The following is a 16,607-nucleotide window of genomic DNA, read 5'->3' as shown; positions in this document are numbered from 1 at the left end:
CTTTTGGTAACCATGGGTTAGTGTAAGTTAACCTTTGCCAATAAGGAGAAATAATTCGTGATTTGACGGCTTGCGCGAGAATAGTCAACGTCGACCAAGATTGTTATTCGGAATCATTTTATGCCTTATAAGTTATCAAATCCTTGAAATTTCAGCGTTTTACAGCTATAGAATCCCTGATTTCAAAAAGTTGAGCCAAAAAGACTCAAGTTTTTTCGGAAAATCGGGAATATAATTTGAGATTAAAAGTTGAGTGTAGTAGGCTCAGGTTTTGGAAGCGTAACAGGTGCGAACCTGGATGCGGGCCGCGAGCGACGAAACGAACGTCGCGCCGCGACGCCGGACCCGAGCGAACAGATGTGAAACGTAACGAATAAGGAGAAACGAATATGGGACGTGCAGTAGGTATTGATCTGGGTACCACAAACTCTTGCATCGCAACGCTCGAAGGCGGCGAGCCCACGGTCATCGTGAACGCCGAGGGCGCTCGCACCACCCCGTCGGTGGTCGCGTTCAGCAAGTCCGGCGAGATTCTCGTCGGCGAGGTCGCCAAGCGTCAGGCCGTGACCAACGTCGATCGCACCATTAGCTCGGTCAAGCGCCACATGGGCACCGACTGGTCGGTGGATATCGACGGCAAGAAGTGGACTCCGCAGGAGATTTCCGCGCAGGTGCTGATGAAGCTCAAGCGCGATGCCGAGGCTTACTTGGGCGAGCCGGTGACCGATGCGGTCATCACCTGCCCTGCATACTTCAACGACGCACAGCGTCAGGCCACCAAGGACGCGGGCAAGATCGCGGGCCTGAACGTGCTGCGTATCATCAACGAGCCGACGGCTGCGGCTCTGGCTTACGGCCTTGAAAAGGGCAAGGAAGACGAGCGCATCCTGGTCTTCGACCTTGGCGGCGGCACTTTCGATGTGTCCCTGCTGGAGATCGGCAAGGATGACGACGGCTTCGCCACCATTCAGGTGCAGGCCACGAACGGCGACAACAAGCTCGGCGGCGACGATTGGGATCAGAAGATCATCGATTGGCTCGTCGGCGAAGTCAAGAACAAGTACGGCGTCGACCTGTCCAAGGACAAGATCGCGCTGCAGCGCCTGAAGGAAGCCGCTGAGCAGGCCAAGAAGGAGCTCTCCAGCTCCACCGAGACCTCGATCTCGATGCAGTATCTGGCCATGACCCCCGACGGCACGCCTGTCCACCTGGATGAGACGCTGACCCGTGCACACTTCGAGGAAATGACTTCCGATCTGCTCGGCCGTTGCCGCACGCCGTTCAACAACGTGCTGCACGATGCGAATATCTCGGTCTCCGACATCGACCATGTGGTCCTCGTCGGCGGCTCGACCCGTATGCCCGCCGTGAAGGAACTCGTGAAGGAGCTCACCGGTGGCAAGGCAGCGAGCCAGTCCGTCAACCCGGATGAGGTCGTGGCGGTCGGCGCCGCGGTGCAGTCCGGCGTCATCAAGGGCGACCGCAAGGACGTCCTGCTGATTGACGTCACCCCGCTTTCGCTGGGCATCGAAACCAAGGGCGGCATCATGACCAAGCTCATCGACCGCAACACCGCCATCCCGACCAAGCGCAGCGAGGTCTTCTCCACGGCCGAGGACAACCAGCCCTCCGTGCTGATTCAGGTCTATCAGGGTGAGCGCGAGTTCGCCCGTGATAACAAGCCTTTGGGCACCTTCGAGCTGACCGGCATCGCTCCGGCTCCTCGTGGCGTCCCGCAGATCGAGGTCACCTTCGATATCGACGCGAACGGCATCGTGCACGTCTCCGCCAAGGACAAGGGCACCGGCAAGGAGCAGTCCATGACCATTACCGGCGGATCCGCCCTCCCCAAGGACGAGATCGACCGCATGGTCAAGGAAGCCGAAGCCCACGAGGCCGACGACAAGAAGCGCAAGGAAGACGCCGAGACCCGCAACACCGCCGAATCCTTCGCCTACTCGATGGAGAAGATGGTCAACGACAACAAGGCCAAGCTCTCCGATGACGTGGTCAAGGAAGTCACCGACGATGTCAACGCTTTGAAGGAAGCGCTGAAGGGCGACGACATCGACAAGATCAAGTCCGCTCAGGAGAAGCTGACCACTTCCTCGCAGAAGATCGGTCAGGCGCTCTATGCGCAGCAGGGTGCCGAAGGTGCCGCTGGTGCCGCAGGTGCTGGCGCTGCTGCGGGCGCTGCCGGCGCGGCTGGCTCCAGCTCGTCCTCGTCCGATGACGACGACGTGGTGGACGCCGAAGTCGTGGACGATGACGACGACAAGAAGGACAACAAGTAATCGTGTCCGGGTTCGATAAGGACGACTATCTGAAGGATCTGCCGGATCCCGACGACGCATGGCTCAGCCGTTTGGCTGGGTTCGATGCGTCGGACGCGGGATTCGGCGGTCCGGCGGATGGGGCCGGTCCGGGCGAACCCGAGCGTACTCACGCCGGAACGACCGGCGAAAAGGCGGGTGAAACAATGAGCTCCGAACAGTCGAATAGCAAGGCCGACGACGAAGCGAAGCAGGATCCACAGGATACTGCCGCCTCAGCTGCCAAGAACGACAATACGAACGTGAACGACGGTTCCGCGCAAACGGCTGCCAGCCAGTCTACTGACAATGGTCAAGCCAGCGCCGCCAACGGTGCAACCGAAAGCGATAACGCAAACGGCGATGCAGATAAGTCGGATAAGACCGGTAGTGCTGACGATGCAACCGATGGCAAGAGCGACAAGGATGGCGAGAACACGCTGACCCCGCTCGGACAGGCGAAGAAGGAGGCCGCGGATTATCTCGAGGCGCTCCAACGCGAGCGTGCCGAGTTCGTCAACTTCCGTAACCGTTCCAAGAAAGAGCAGGAGATCTTCCGCCAGCACGGCATCATCGACGTGTTGACCGCGTTGCTCCCGGCACTCGACGATATTGACCGCATCCGTGAGCATAGCGATATGGACGATTCGTTCACCGCCGTGGCCAACAAGATCGACAAGACGTTCGAGAAGTTCGGCGTGGAGAAGTTCGGCAAGAAGGGCGAGACCTTCGATCCGACCAAGCACGAGGCGATACTTCACAAACCGGATGCCGACGCGACCGAAGAGACTGTGGACACCGTCGTAGAGGCGGGCTATCGCATCGGCGACCGCGTGATTCGGGCCGCCCGTGTGGTGGTGGCTTCCCCCAAGGCCTAGCGGGTTTGAGGCAACGATGTAATGCGACAAGTGCGATTCCCCGCGTGGCCGGAGGGTCGCACTTATCGTTTGGTGAGGTCGTTGCAGACAATGTACCGGCTCAGGGCCCGAAAAGGAGGGCAATGATATGGCTGAAAATGAATGGCTAGATAAAGATTTTTACAAGGTGCTCGGCGTCTCCAAGGACGCGACGAGCGAGGAGATTACCAAGGCGTACCGCAAGCTTGCGCGCAAGTACCATCCCGATCTCAACAAAACCAAAGAGGCCGAGGAGAAGTTCAAGGACATCTCGGAGGCTTACGATGTGCTCAACAACGCCGACCAGCGGCGCAAGTATGACGCGATCCGCCAGTTCGCGGGAGGCGGCGCACGGTTCGCCGGCGGGAGCGGACAAGGCGGATTCGGTGGCGGTGCCTCCGACTTCTCCGACATCTTCGGCTCGATGTTCGGCGGCGGTGCGGGCGGCCCCGGCGGGGTTCGCTTCTCCACCTCCGGTGGCGGTCCGACCAACCTCAACGACATCTTCTCGATGTTCGGTAATGCTGCCGGCCAGGGTGCCGGCGGTTACGCGGGCTCGGGCATGCCCTACGGCGCGGGCGGCGGGTCGAGCACCTACCGCGAACCGCAGCGTCCGGTGCGCGGCGAGGACCGCAACTCGAAGATTACGCTGACCTTCCGTCAGGCTGTGAAGGGCGCGACCGTTTCGCTCAAGGCAGGCGGACGTAAGTTCAAGACCCACATTCCGGCCGGCGTCAAGGAAGGCCAGAAGATTCGGCTCCCTGGCAAGGGTAAGCTCGGTTCCAACGGCGGGTCCGCAGGTGATATGTACCTGCAGATTCATGTGAAGAACGACACGAAATTCAGCCTCGATGGCAACGATATCGTGATGCCGCTTCCGGTCACCATCGGTGAAGCGGTGGCTGGTGCCCGCGTCAAGGCGCTGGACTTCGACGGCAACGAGGTCACGTTCCGTGTGCCGGCGGGCACATCGAGCGGTGCCGAGGTGCGTGTCGGCGGCAAGGGTGTTCCTGGCCGTGATGGTGACTTGGTCGGACGCGTCGAAATCCGCGTGCCGAGCAGGCCCAGCATGGCGCAGAAGCACGATGCCAAGGAATTCGACAGAAATTCCGGCGAGTTCATCGACGAGGTGGCCAAAGAACGCGAATGATTCGCGTCGCGTAGGCACGAAAAGCGTAAAGGCCGGGTAAGGGAGTAATGGTATTCGGCTTTGAACGTTGTGGTAATTGGTTTGGCGGTTGGCCCGTTGTGGGTCGGCCGCCAAACCTGATAATAAAAAACCGAGTCAACGGTTAGATATGAACGAGTCGTTGGTCTGGTACGGATGCCGGTTGCGATATGTTTTGACATATCGTTTTGGCAGGTGGCGATAATCGTCGTCTCGCCGAGGTCTGGCGTTGGGTTGTCTGATTGGTCTATTCGCGACCGTCTGGAAAGTTTGCGGGTAGGCCAATCAAGCAGTTTTGAGTTGGATAGGCAATGCGTATGGTATTGATGGATATTGAAGTCAATGCCATACGGAATGAATAAAGTGGTAGACAAAGATGAGCGGAGGTGAATGCGATGGCCCGGATAACTCAAGAAGTGCGGGCGCTGTACGGGTTGTGCGCCGTTGCGTTGGTCGAGCACCGTGCCGATCTGGACGGTGCCGATGACGTCGGGTTTGATATCGACCTGCCCGTCTTCAGCGTCGGTCGTGCCGCGCAGCTGGCGGACATCCACCCCCAAACTCTGCGCCAATACGACCGTCAAGGGCTCATCGTCCCGCAGCGTACGGAAGGTGGCGCCCGCCGCTATTCCCTGCGCGATGTGCACAAGCTCGCCGAGGCCCAGCAGATGAGCCAGGAAGACGGCATCAACCTCGCCGGCATCTCGCGGATTCTTGAGCTGCAGGAGGAGAACCGCCAGTTGCGGCGCGAGGTGAAGCGTCTCGAACGCCCGCGCGGTTCCAGCATTTTCGCGGCCGATTCCGACGGCGACATCACCGAGATCCAGCGCTCGCGTCAGGCTCGTCGCTGGCGTCACGACGTTCAAGCCCGTACCCGCGAGCTTCCGGGGCGGCCGTATTATGCCAACGATGCCACCAGCGATGCCACCAATCCATATGCGTCAGGTGCGCAATCGGATGAAGCCGGATCCGGATCCGTTGCGTCGCAAGAGCAACCGACCCACAAGCCTCGCCACGCCGCGAAGCCTGATGGCGAGCCGTATGCCGACCCGTTCGTCGACCCTCGTTCGCTGGTCGTCTGGGGCCACTATTTCGACTGAGTGATTCCGTGGATTCCGTGAAGAGGTTCTTCGAGCGGTTGTAGACGAGGCTTCGGCATAGTAACCGAAACCGGCCAGTTTGGTCTTTTCTGCCGTATTTTGGCCTGTGTGATTGTGTAATAGGTTGCGTAATGAGCTGGGTAATGGGTGATATGGCTAAAGCGAGTGCTTATGGCATGATAGAGATATACAAAATATAAGACGATGCTGATAGCATGTATCACAGTTATGTATGTATAAATCAGTCGGCATAAACGGATAGAACAAGGTGGCATTTTCATTGGCTTTGCGGCAACAACATGATGGGGCGAGTTCAGACCGAATGCTGAAGGCCGTGCTGTGGGATATGGACGGCACGTTGATCGACTCGGAGCCTTACTGGCATGCCGTCGAGATGGACATCGCCCGAGAACACGGCGGCTACTGGAGCGAGGATATCGGCTGGACCTGCTCGGGCAAGCCGGTTCCGCAGGTCGCGCAACTGATGGTCGACAAAGGCACGCAATTGCCGGCCAGTGAAGTGGCGCGGTTGATGATCGAAGGCGTGGCGCGCAAGGAAGCGGAACATATGCCTTGGATCGCAGGGGTCGAAGATGTGCTGCGCTCGCTGATTGCCGCCGGAATTCCGTCGGTTCTGGTCACGGCATCGCCGCGGCGCATGGCCGAGAATCTGGTGCGTCAGGCACCCGTTGGCGCGTTCGTCGGCTATGTATGCAGCGACGACGATCTGCCGAAAAAGCCTAACCCCGCGCCGTATCTTGCCGCCGCAAAGGTCGTGGGCATTGAGGTTCCGGAAGAGATACTCGCAGTCAACGGGATGGAGGCTCGGTCTGGCAGCGACACCGATAGTGACAATGGTGCTTCAAATCGTGTATCGGATTCCGACAGTATCGGCAAATTCGGTAATCAGAGCGATTCCGCTGCTGAGCGTTCAGCAGGATCTACGGGTGATACGCGCTTGGTTGCTTTCCGCCAGGAAATGGCAAAGTGCATCGCCATTGAGGATTCGATGACCGGTATCGAGGCGGCCGTCGCCTCGGGCGCGACGACCATCGCCCAAATGGGCTTCATCAAGACGGACACGTCCGCCGGCCCCCAGTTCGCCTCCCTCAACAGTTACGACGGTCTCACCGCCGAAATTCTCGAAGAATACGTCGAGCAGCGCCTCGCAACTATAAAGCAATAAAGTTTCGGCGCCCCCCCTGAAAACCCTTGTAGACACTGGCAAACTGGCAAGAAAAAGGGCTTCTGGGGAAATCCCGAAAACCCTAAGAGTGGAGCTGATGGTAATCGCATAATCTGTTGATATTTCAACGATTACCGGTCTTATTGAATTCTTGTGTACCTGTATGTGTACCTAAAACGTATTTTCGGGGTCTGAAAGTCGTCAGTGCGGTTGCTACGGCATCTCCTGCTCGGCTTGTTGAAGACGTTCATATACCGGTTTAACGAGTGCGCGCTGATTGCTGTGCGATGATAAGAATGATTCGACTTTGCTCAGGTTGGTACGGAAGAGCAATGCTTGCTCCGGTGTGACTGCATCGAGTTTGCTGTGCTCTGCAAGCGTATTGTCGATGAGTTTGGTGGTATCGCCATTCGACGGTTGACCCGTCAATAAAATATTCCCGTCTCGATCGACGATATCTATATTGTCTACACATCCGGTGGCAGCAAGCTGACGTAGGGTTTGCGGAATGAGACGTATAGCCTCATCGTGAGCTTCCGGTCTGGTCCAACGTCCGTTCCCGGTTTCTTCGACCTGGCCGATGTATCTCGTGATGATGCCCATGAGCGACAGGGCTTGGGGCACGGCTAGTGCGACGAGTTTCGTCCTGTAACCTGAATCGTGAAAAGCCTTCAATGTGGGGATATTCGCCTGCGCGTGCCTGAATGTGGTCTCAACGATAGTATCAGCGTGCCGATTCATCAGGTAGCCGAGGCTCATCTCTACCCAAGTATTGACAGCGGGCTGTGTCAGCTCAGGCATTTTTGTCGGTTGCCGGCGCAGGATGTCATAATAGTCGGGGTGAAACACACGAAGGTCATCGCCATTGACTTCCGTCGCGCCCGTACGCTGACCAATAATCGCTATAGCTTTGGTCTTTCCTGCTCCGGGTTGTGCTCCGACCATATACAGCGTAGGAGCGCCTTCAGTCTCGGGCTCGCCGAGTTTGAACGGGATGATTTGTGAAGTGAAAATATGCTGGAGCTGACTGGCTGTCAGCATATATGCGCTCAACGTGTAGAAGCGACGACCCGACTATCGGTATGTCGCGTCGTAGTCAGCGGATGAATCGAATGATCCTTTTGCACTTGGATCAATGTGCTCTGCTCTTTGGCGAGGCTTGCGAACTGGCTGGTAGCGGTAAGGATTGTTTGTTGATCGTTTGGATTGATGTTCTTGACCAATGAATAGACAGCGGAAATCCTGCTTTTCAGCGAGTCTTGTTGTTGCAGGTCGCTGGTATGGTTCAGCCGGTACAGGTACGTGCCCACGAGCTTGTTGGACGTTTCGCGCATGACGTCGTAGATCATGGGATCGCTTGTCGTGCTCATAGTGCCTGCTGCCTTTCTGCTGATAGGAGTTCTCAAAATCTGTATAACAGACTTTACCATGTATTGTTCCCTGTGAGGGTAATAAATTTCGTTTTTCGACGGATTTGAACCATTGGCAGAGCGATTCTCAAGCACTGTATTGGGCATACATTTGCAAAAAAATCTCCGAGAAATCCCGGAAACCTTGCTTGTGGAGCTGATGGTAATCGAAACCACGACCTCTTCGATGCGAACGAAGCGCTCTACCAACTGAGCTACAGCCCCATGCCTTTGAGTTCGTCACTCAAGACAACGTTACATATTCTAGTACAACCCGGTCCCAAGTACAATTCGGCGGGTTGTGAGCGAAACTTCGGATGGGGCGAAAGTGATAAATGATGGTAATTTCTTGAATGCGAATTGCAATAACCTTTATGTGAGCGGTAACATAGGTGCTGTAAATTGGAAATGTAACAATAATACGGTCGGTCACCGGTGACGCGAATAGGTGCGTCTGAGGTGATTGCGGTTGAAAGGAATAGCAATGACTACATTAGACGATTTCGGACCCGAGGTTCGTGCCGAAGTCAAGCAGGTGCGCGAGGTCGTCGCCACCCTGCATGAGCAGCTCTTGAAGTGGAACCTTGTGGTATGGACTGCGGGCAACGTCTCCCAGCGCCTGCGCACTGCCGATCTGATGGTGATCAAGCCCTCCGGAATGCGCTATGAGAGCCTGACGCCGGAATCGATGGTGGTCTGCGATCTGAACGGCGACCCGGTCGACGGCCTGGCTGCGCCGAGCTCCGACACCAAGTCCCACGCCTATATCTATCGCAATATGCCTGACGTCTATGGCGTCGTGCACACTCACTCCACCTATGCGACCGCCTGGGCGGCCACCGGCCAGAACATTCCGTGCGGCCTGACGATGATGGGCGACGAGTTCGGCGGCCCAGTTCCGGTCGGCCCGTTCAAGCTCATCGGCAGCGAGGCCATCGGCGAGGGCGTGGTCGAGACGCTCAAGAAGTACCCGCATTCGCCGGCTGTTCTGATGCAGAACCACGGTCCGTTCACCATCGGCAAGGACGCTGAGGCCGCCGTCAAGGCTGCCGCGATGACCGAAGAGGTGGCGCACACCATGTGGGCCGCCAAGCAGCTCGGCGATATCATCCCGATTGCGCAGGAAGACATCGATAAGCTTAACGACCGCTACCAGAACGTCTACGGCCAGCACTGACGACACGGAGCGTCAAAAGGCCCCCAGAAGACTCGATGTACTTTTGTACACCTTCGCCTTCCGGGGGCCTTTTGCCTCACGCGTGTCGTCAGTGCTGGCCCGGGGAACTGTGTGGGGTTTCGACGTACCAGCAGTACGCCTTCGTCGACGGTAATGTGATGTCGTACGCGTATTTTCCGAGTGAAATGTTTAAGGCCCTCGGAAGACTCGATGTACTTTTGTACACCTTCGCCTTCTGGGGGGGGGCTTGCCTCACGCATATTTTCCGGGTGTTGCTGTTGGTGAAACGTCGTAAGCATTGGTAACAAGAAATAGCAATTGGGCGCTCCCCGAGTATTCAGGGAGCGCCCAATCGGCTTTTCGGCTGTCATCTATCGCCCGTGATTGGTCAGGCGGCCGACGGCAGCCGAAAAATCACATGTCCTCGACGACCAGATAGGTCATGTCGAGCGGACCGTGGACGCCGACGACCAGGACCATCTCGATATCGCCGGTCGACGAAGTGCCGGTGATGAAGTTGAGGTTCGAGGTCTTGATCTCGCCGGACTTGATGCGTGGCTCATAATAGTCCATCGCCTGGCGGGTTCTCGCCACGATCCTCGACTTGCGGATGATGCTCAGATAATGCACCGGCAGGAAGTGGAAGGCGCGGCCCTGGCCCGGAGTGGTCGGCGCGGTGATGGTGCAGGATTCGGCGCACAGGAAATCGGCGAAACCGATGGCCGCCTCCGAGTGGTTCGCCGTGTCGATGTTGGCCTTGCGGCCGGCACCCGGCACCCAGAACGACGGTTTCGGGTCAAGCCCGTCGCGCCAATCCTCGAGTCCGAAGGCTTTGTAGTTCTCGTCGTAGGTGGGCAGCATGAGCTTGCCGTCGGCCTTGGCCGCGATGAACTTGTCGAGCGCGGCGGGCAGTCCGGCCTTGTCGGTCGTCTGGAAATCGACGTGGACGGCAGGCGCGTTTTTGCGGGCGATCTCGAGCAGCTCGTCGACGCTGTGGCCCGAAAGTGTGCTTTCGGGAAGGTCGTTGACCGGCTCAAGAGGATGATCTTTGAGCTGGTGGCGCGGGCGTCCGCTTTTCTCGGCGAGATAGTTGAGGAATGTCTCACGATCGGTCATGATGTTCAGTCCTTCTTCCCATTGTCGGCGGAATTTGCAGCGGCTTCGGTTTTTGCCGGAGCGATACCATGGCGCACAGCGTTCTCATGGCTCGTGTGGCTGTCGTGGTCGGCGTAATGGCCGACTCCGGCCTCCTCGATGGAGCCGAGCGCCACGGGAACGGTCGCGTCGCTCAATGGCGTGGCCTGCTCGTGGCCGACCTTGCGCGCGGAAACGCTGTTGTCATAAGCGCCGAAAGCCTTGGGAGCGTTCGGGTTCTTGGCGAGGACGCCAGCCTGGGCCTTGCGGAAGGCTTCCTCACCGCCGGCTTCGGCGATCTGCGACTTCTTGCGTTTGTTATACCAGGTGCGGAAGTTCTTGGAGTGCGCCGGCGGTTCCGGCAGATCGCGGACCTTGGTCCACCCGCCGAAGACGAACGGCATCCATTCCTCATGCTTGCCGTTCTCGTCGAGGTTCTTGGCGGTGTCCGGCACGCGCGAACCCGTGGCTGGGTCCTTGATGCCCTTCTTGGCGATGGTGTTCATCGCAACGTGGTCGAAGGTCAGCGCGGTGCGGAAGAGCGAGGAATGACCGGTACCAATGCCGACGACCTTCATCACGGTGTCGGCGATCAGGTCGCCCATATGCTTGTCGTTCATCATGACTTCGCGATGCTTTAAGAGCAGCTCGTGCAGCGGAATCTTGACGGGGCAGGTCGCGGTGCAGGCCGAGCAGAGGCTGCAGGCATACGGCAGATCGTGGAATTCCGCGTAGTCGCCTTGCAGCAGCGGGGAGAGCACGGCACCGATCGGTCCCGGATAGATGGAGCCATAACCCTTGCCGCCGATGTTGCGGTAAATCGGGCAGACGTTGAGGCAGGAGGCGCAGCGGATGCACTGCAGGATCGGCTCGAACTCGGTGCCGAGCGCGTTGGAACGCCCGTTGTCGACGATGACCACGTAGAAGTCCTCGGGGCCGTCGGCCTCGTCGGGAAGCTTGGGGGAGACGAAGCTGCAATACGAGGTGAGCTTCGTACCTACTGCGGAGCGCACGAGCATGTTGTCCATCGTCTCGGCCTCTTTCAGGGTCGGTACGAGCCTTTCCATACCCATGACGACGACCTGCGTGGGCGCGATGGCCATGGAGAGGTCGGCGTTGCCTTCGTTGGTGACGATGTTGACCATGCCTTGGTCGGCGACGGCGAAGTTGCAGCCGGTGATGGACATGTCGGATTCAAGGAAGCGTTCACGCAGCACCTTGCGGGAGAACCGCGCCTCATGCTGTGGGTCGTTGTCGCCCTTGTAACCAAGCTTTTGGAAGAGCTTCTGCACCTGGTCGCGGTTCTTGTGCAGCGCCGGGAAGACGAGGTGGGAAGGTTCGTCCCAATCGTCGAGTTCCAAAATGAACTCGGCCAGATCGGTTTCGGTGACCTTGACGCCGTCGATTTTCAGCAGTGCCTTGTCGAGTCCGATCTCGGAGGTGACCATGGACTTCGGCTTGACGATGTTGTGCGCCTTCTTTTTCTTGACCAGATCGGTGATGAAGTCACGTGCCTCGACATCGGTCTGTGCGAAGAAGACATGGCCGCCGTGCTTTTCGACGTTGTCGGAAAATTCCTCAAGATAGTCGGGCAGATATCGAATGACCTGCTGGCGGATCTGCTCGCTCAGATCGCGCCATCCCTCCCAGTTGCCGAGTTCGGCACGAGCGGTCTCGCGCTTGACCCACTGCGCATCCTGTGCGTTGGAGATGGCGCGGTGTGCGAATTTGTCTGTCGTGCTCTGGTGAACACGGTTGACGAAGTTTTTGTCGCCATATTGCAGCATCGTGCCGGTAGATTTTCCGGTGCGCTTGAACATGGTGTCATCCATTTGTGTGGTGCTCATACCAGAGCCTCCTCATGTGCGTTGGAATGCTGCAAAGTCTGTTCGTCGATGGCCTTGCGTTCGGCTGCGTCGACGTACTTCACGCGGCTCATGTCGACATTGCTGTTGAGCACTTCCGCCAGATGCATGATGGTGATCTTTTTGCCGAGCCTATTGAAACGGCCGCCGATGTTCATCAGGCAACCTGGGTCGCAGGAAATCAGGACCTCGGCTCCGGTGCTTTCGACGTCTGAGACCTTCTCGTTGACCATTTCCTGGGAAACCGAAGGCACTTTCATGGAGAACATGCCGCCGAAACCGCAGCAGTTCTCGATATGCGGAAGTTCCTTGACTTTGAGGCCCTTGACGTGGTCCATAAGAATATAAGGGCTCTCGCGCTCGCCGAGTAGACGGGTCATATGGCAGGAACGGTGGTAGGTGGCCACGGCGTCGAGTTCCGCGCCGGCGTCGAGCACGCCGAGCACGCGATAGAGGAACTGCGAGAACTCGTAGGTCTTGTTGGCCATTTCGTGGGCCTTGGCCTTGTATTCGTCGTCGCCGGCGGGCAGGTGGAACTGCAGCTCCTTCAACATATTGACGCAGGAACCGGCGGGGCCGACGATGTAATCGGCGTCGACGCTCATCAGGGCATCGATCTCGTTGTGCATCACCTTCGTGGATTCTTTGACGTATCCGCTGTTGAACGTAATTTGCCCGCAGCAGATTTGCTGCATCGGCATGTAAGTTTCGCAGCCGAACCTTTCAAGAACTTCGACCATGGCTTTCCCGACATTGGGAAATATCAGATCGACCAGGCAGGTGGAGAAAATCACTACCTTCATCTTTACTCCTTCAAGTTGGCCTTGAGATGTTATTGCTGTCAGGCTTTTGTCGATGGCTTCTTTGCGTGAACATCTAACGTTTCATTCTCCATCAAAATTAGCCTTCAATATATAACGATATATGTCTGAAATCACGAAAAGCCGAAAAAGAGCATAAAAAAGAATTTGTCAATGTGATATTCCTCACATTTTATGGTTGGGCTAGCGTTTTTTTCGAGATTTTGTTGCAACAAAGAGGGTAATAATGCTTGAAAATAGAAGATTGATCAATCTCTGAAAGGATGGTTTGCTGAGATGCTTTTCTAGGATTAATTGGTTGTATTTATCTATAGAATTGTTCTTTGCCTCACATTATTGAGGTTGGTCCAAGGTATTTCTTCAATCTTTGTTGGCAAATCAATGAGTGTTGCCCAGACGGTAATAACGTTTGACATCTATTTTATGAAATAGAAATTATCGGAATTGAACTTTAGATAGAGACTCTAGTATGCTTTTGCTCGTGATTCGTTTCACGCGGGAATGATGGACGACCGGAGCCCGAAGAAACGAGTGCGCGCGAGCCTGGCTGACTTCAGTCGGCGGATTCGCTTTCTTCAAGCGTTGCGTCAGCGCTCTCTTTGATGCCGTCGTTGGAGTCGCTTCCATTGTTTTTCTTGCCGAATTTGGCCTTCGCAAGCCCGATGATCGTGGGAAGAAGCGAAATAACGAGAATGGCGATGATGACCAGCTCGAAATTGTCCTGAACGATGGGGATGCCGCCGAAGAAGTAGCCGAGCAGGGTGAACAGCGTCGACCAAGTGAAGCCGCCGAGCATCGAGAACGGGGTGAACCTGCGCCAGCGCATGCCGGAAAGTCCGGAAATGAACGGCATAAACGTGCGGATGAACGGGAAGAAGCGGCCGAGGAAGACCGCGAGCGGGCCCCACTTGTCGATCATCGCTTCGGTTTTGGCGAGGCGTTCGGGGGTCATGGCCTTGACCTTGCCGCTTTCGATGATCTTGCGTCCGAAGAAATGGCCGATGAAGTAGTTGCACTGGTCGCCTACAATCGGCGCGATCCAGACCACCGGCAGCAGCGCGAACAAGGGAAGCGCGGATTTGCCGGTCACGGCGTCCGGGGCGGCGAAGAAACCGGCCGCGAACAGCAGGGAGTCGCCTGGAAGGAACGGGAAGAAGACCACGCCGGTTTCGATGAAGACAATAAGGAAGATGAAGCCCAGGGTGGGAGCCACGCCCATCGAGATCCAGCCGGCGATGATGGTTCGAGGGTCTTTCAGAAGCTCAATGAGGAAGTGAATGAAACCCATGGTGTCCCGTCTGTCGTCTTGATATGCGTCTGCGCAGCACTATGTATTACTGGCGCTGCCTGCGGAACACAACGTTACCAGCAGTAGTGCCGCCTGCCCCGTGATTGGCTGAACTGTCCAGCGAACCTGCACAACCGCACGCTGTTGTTGGGTTTGCGCAGGTTCGCTGATACCGCTAAAGACGTGCTCCGCGTTCGCGATATTCCAAGGAACCGGTAGGACCGACGATGCTAAAGGAACCGTTGCGATAGGTGAGCTTGGTGGTGGCTGTGTTTTCCTGGTTCGTCAGATCCGCATCGTGGTCGGTCGCCCACAAAAATTCACGGATGCTGTGGCCGGAGCTGACGACGAGGACGTTGTGCTGGTGCTTCTCGACGGCGGTATCGGCGATTTTGGTGAGCGCTCTGGTCATGCGATCCTGTATTTGCGTGGAGAATTCGGCCCGTACGCTCTGATCGATCGGAGACGAGCATAGGTCAAGCTGATCCAGCTGCGCGATTGCGTCCTGCAGGTCGAGGTGGGCCTTCATCCCCCGATCGGCGAAAACCGCTTCCTGCGTCTTGTAACCCATGTGGACCGCAGCGGCCTTGAACGTGTCTGTGGCGTTTCGTCCCTCGAAGCTACCGAAATTGGCCTCGCGCAGGTCGGGATCGACATGAATCTCGACATCCTCGTTCCCCGATTCGTCAAGAGCGCCCCGTGCCGTGGCGTAATGGCGTGACAAATTGCCGGCGTACGCGGCGTCGAATTTGATCCCCCTCAGCCCGCGTCCGAAATTGCGGATGATCTCGTAGCCTTCTTCGGTGATCGGGAAATCGGACCAGCCTTGCATGATGTCCATGACATTGGAGGTCGTCTGCGTGTGCCTGGCGAGATAAATGGTCACGGTTTCCGTTCCGTCGGTTTGTTGATTGCTCATGACTTCCTTGCCTTTCGCTTCTCGTCGTAGAAAGTTTCTGCCCGCTTATGTGTTGAGGATGGACAGCGGCATAAACGTGATGGTGTCGCCGCTATTGCTCTCCAAGCGAATAATATCCGATATGTGCGATGACAACTTTGAAAGCGCACATCGAAGCGAGCGGAATTTGACTTTCTCCTTCCGAGGGTATACCTTGTTTGTAGTTGAAACGTTTCGATAAATATCGTATCGTTTCCTAGAGACTTGATGAAGAGCGGCGAGGAGGTCGGCGATGACTGGGATCAAAGACGTGGCCAAAGCCGCGGGCGTTTCCGTTTCCACGGTCTCCTATGTGCTCTCGGGCAAGCGCTCGATTTCTTCAAAAACCACCGATGCGGTCTTGGCTGCGATAGACAAGCTGGGCTATGTTCCCAATGCCAGTGCAAGAAAGTTGCGTGGAGAACCGAATCGTATCATCGCCATCGCTCCTGGCTGTCGCGAGGCAAAGCGGCCCAGGATCAGTGTCTATTTCATGCAGATGGCGTTGAAGGCCAAGGAACGTGGGTATGATGTCCTGTTGCTTACAGGTGAAAATCCCGTTAACGATATCCGTCGTGTCACGCAAAGCGGCATAGCGGATGGCGTCGTACTGCTCGATGTGGATGAATACGACAAGCGTGCCTTATACGCCAAAAGTTTCGGGAAGCCATGTGTCGCTATCGGTTATCCCGTGGATCACGATGATTGCGCATGCGTCGATATCGATTTCGCGCAGATGGGGCGTTTGGTGGCGCGCAAGTTGCATGATTACGGCCATAAGCGCGTATCGTTTCTTCGCAGCATTGAAAATCTGGACATGCCGATTTCAGGTTACCGGCTCCTGTTCAGGCGTTCTTTCCTGGACAGCGCCAAGGATTTTGGCATTGAGGTCAATGAGCCGGCGTTGACCAATTACAAGACTTTCAATCCCCGTCAATTCGTAGACGAGTGCTTGCTGGGGAAGAACGGTTCGACCGCGATTGTCAATCAGTCGGATTCGATCATCCTCAACAAAGTATTGGATGTTCTGCACAAGGACAAGATTTCGGTACCCGAAGATATATCAGTGATATCGTGCGGTACTTTCCTGTCCTCGATGCCGGTGAGCCAAGGTATTTCCGAGATGCCGATCACTCCTGAATTGCTTTGCGAAGAAGCTTTGGAGGTTCTTCTCGATGCAATAGAAAGGAACGACGACATCAGGGGAATGGTGAGGCTGTCTCCTCCGACGTTCGTTGACAGGGGTTCTTTCGGGCCTGTTTCCAAGACCGGAACGGGGGTGATTGATGCATAAACCACATGCATGAAATGATG

13 protein-coding genes, 1 tRNA gene and 1 pseudogene are annotated in these 16,607 nt (G+C 56.6%); 7 read left to right on the top strand and 8 right to left on the bottom strand.

Annotated features, from left to right (window positions below):
- Window positions 1–389: 389 nt before the first annotated feature.
- The 5 genes and pseudogenes from dnaK to OZX75_RS06595 all read left to right on the top strand — a co-directional run bounded on the left by dnaK (window position 390) and on the right by OZX75_RS06595 (window position 6,662).
- The gene (gene dnaK, locus OZX75_RS06615) at window positions 390–2,294 is read left to right on the top strand and encodes a molecular chaperone DnaK (RefSeq protein ID WP_277145861.1); all 1,905 of its coding nucleotides are present in this window, start codon (window positions 390–392) and stop codon (window positions 2,292–2,294) included.
- 2 nt (window positions 2,295–2,296) lie between these two features.
- Window positions 2,297–3,190, top strand: coding sequence for a nucleotide exchange factor GrpE (gene grpE, locus OZX75_RS06610; RefSeq protein WP_525930236.1), 894 nt, complete (start codon window positions 2,297–2,299; stop codon window positions 3,188–3,190).
- A 127-nt stretch (window positions 3,191–3,317) separates the two neighbouring features.
- Window positions 3,318–4,358 carry a DnaJ C-terminal domain-containing protein gene (locus tag OZX75_RS06605; RefSeq protein ID WP_277145860.1) on the top strand — a complete coding sequence of 347 codons (1,041 nt, stop codon included), beginning with the start codon at window positions 3,318–3,320 and terminating at the stop codon, window positions 4,356–4,358.
- Window positions 4,359–4,771: 413 nt separating this feature from the next.
- Window positions 4,772–5,335 (top strand): annotated as a pseudogene (locus OZX75_RS06600) (heat shock protein transcriptional repressor HspR); the annotation flags it as partial.
- 409 nt (window positions 5,336–5,744) lie between these two features.
- Entirely contained in the window at window positions 5,745–6,662 is a 918-nt protein-coding gene (locus OZX75_RS06595; protein ID WP_277145859.1) for an HAD family hydrolase, read from the top strand.
- Window positions 6,663–6,875: 213 nt separating this feature from the next.
- Here the strand turns inward: OZX75_RS06595 and OZX75_RS06590 are convergent, their stop codons facing one another.
- The 3 genes from OZX75_RS06590 to OZX75_RS06580 all read right to left on the bottom strand — a co-directional run bounded on the left by OZX75_RS06590 (window position 6,876) and on the right by OZX75_RS06580 (window position 8,296).
- Window positions 6,876–7,703: a zeta toxin family protein gene (locus OZX75_RS06590; protein WP_277145858.1), complete on the bottom strand. Its 828-nt coding sequence runs from the start codon at window positions 7,701–7,703 to the stop codon at window positions 6,876–6,878.
- Between the two features lie 8 nt (window positions 7,704–7,711).
- A complete protein-coding gene (locus OZX75_RS06585) occupies window positions 7,712–8,032 on the bottom strand; it encodes a hypothetical protein (protein WP_277145857.1) in 321 nt (106 codons plus the stop codon).
- 191 nt (window positions 8,033–8,223) lie between these two features.
- Window positions 8,224–8,296: transfer RNA gene (locus OZX75_RS06580), tRNA-Ala, on the bottom strand.
- 259 nt (window positions 8,297–8,555) lie between these two features.
- Here OZX75_RS06580 and OZX75_RS06575 point away from each other — a divergent pair.
- Window positions 8,556–9,248, top strand: coding sequence for an L-ribulose-5-phosphate 4-epimerase (locus OZX75_RS06575; RefSeq protein ID WP_277145856.1), 693 nt, complete (start codon window positions 8,556–8,558; stop codon window positions 9,246–9,248).
- Window positions 9,249–9,662: 414 nt separating this feature from the next.
- Here the strand turns inward: OZX75_RS06575 and OZX75_RS06570 are convergent, their stop codons facing one another.
- From OZX75_RS06570 to OZX75_RS06550, 5 genes are all read right to left on the bottom strand, one after another.
- A complete protein-coding gene (locus OZX75_RS06570; RefSeq protein ID WP_277145854.1) occupies window positions 9,663–10,364 on the bottom strand; it encodes a LutC/YkgG family protein in 702 nt (233 codons plus the stop codon).
- A 5-nt stretch (window positions 10,365–10,369) separates the two neighbouring features.
- Window positions 10,370–12,229, bottom strand: coding sequence for a LutB/LldF family L-lactate oxidation iron-sulfur protein (locus OZX75_RS06565; RefSeq protein WP_277145853.1), 1,860 nt, complete (start codon window positions 12,227–12,229; stop codon window positions 10,370–10,372).
- On the bottom strand, window positions 12,226–13,050 hold the full coding sequence (locus OZX75_RS06560; protein WP_277145852.1) for a (Fe-S)-binding protein: 825 nt from the start codon (window positions 13,048–13,050) through the stop codon (window positions 12,226–12,228). Before OZX75_RS06560 ends, OZX75_RS06565 begins: the two co-directional genes overlap by 4 nt.
- A 571-nt stretch (window positions 13,051–13,621) precedes the next feature.
- Window positions 13,622–14,356, bottom strand: coding sequence for a DedA family protein (locus OZX75_RS06555; RefSeq protein ID WP_277145851.1), 735 nt, complete (start codon window positions 14,354–14,356; stop codon window positions 13,622–13,624).
- Window positions 14,357–14,531: 175 nt separating this feature from the next.
- A complete protein-coding gene (locus tag OZX75_RS06550; protein WP_277145850.1) occupies window positions 14,532–15,275 on the bottom strand; it encodes a histidine phosphatase family protein in 744 nt (247 codons plus the stop codon).
- 271 nt (window positions 15,276–15,546) lie between these two features.
- On the opposite strand from OZX75_RS06550, the gene OZX75_RS06545 reads away from it, so the two are divergent.
- Entirely contained in the window at window positions 15,547–16,587 is a 1,041-nt protein-coding gene (locus tag OZX75_RS06545; protein ID WP_277145849.1) for a LacI family DNA-binding transcriptional regulator, read from the top strand.
- Window positions 16,588–16,607 lie beyond the last annotated feature (20 nt).

This window comes from Bifidobacterium sp. ESL0800 (assembly GCF_029395355.1).
Lineage (GTDB): Bacteria > Actinomycetota > Actinomycetes > Actinomycetales > Bifidobacteriaceae > Bifidobacterium.
This window is presented reverse-complemented; position numbering and strand designations above follow the sequence as displayed.

Coding starts and splice junctions, on each gene's coding strand:
- OZX75_RS06585 (WP_277145857.1), bottom strand. CDS start 8,032: ATGAGCACGACAAGCGATCCCATGATCTACGACGTCATGCGCGAAACG.
- OZX75_RS06590 (WP_277145858.1), bottom strand. CDS start 7,703: ATGCTGACAGCCAGTCAGCTCCAGCATATTTTCACTTCACAAATCATC.
- OZX75_RS06550 (WP_277145850.1), bottom strand. CDS start 15,275: ATGAGCAATCAACAAACCGACGGAACGGAAACCGTGACCATTTATCTC.
- OZX75_RS06565 (WP_277145853.1), bottom strand. CDS start 12,229: ATGAGCACCACACAAATGGATGACACCATGTTCAAGCGCACCGGAAAA.
- OZX75_RS06605 (WP_277145860.1), top strand. CDS start 3,318: ATGGCTGAAAATGAATGGCTAGATAAAGATTTTTACAAGGTGCTCGGC.
- OZX75_RS06560 (WP_277145852.1), bottom strand. CDS start 13,050: ATGAAGGTAGTGATTTTCTCCACCTGCCTGGTCGATCTGATATTTCCC.
- OZX75_RS06570 (WP_277145854.1), bottom strand. CDS start 10,364: ATGACCGATCGTGAGACATTCCTCAACTATCTCGCCGAGAAAAGCGGA.
- OZX75_RS06575 (WP_277145856.1), top strand. CDS start 8,556: ATGACTACATTAGACGATTTCGGACCCGAGGTTCGTGCCGAAGTCAAG.
- OZX75_RS06555 (WP_277145851.1), bottom strand. CDS start 14,356: ATGGGTTTCATTCACTTCCTCATTGAGCTTCTGAAAGACCCTCGAACC.
- OZX75_RS06545 (WP_277145849.1), top strand. CDS start 15,547: ATGACTGGGATCAAAGACGTGGCCAAAGCCGCGGGCGTTTCCGTTTCC.
- dnaK (WP_277145861.1), top strand. CDS start 390: ATGGGACGTGCAGTAGGTATTGATCTGGGTACCACAAACTCTTGCATC.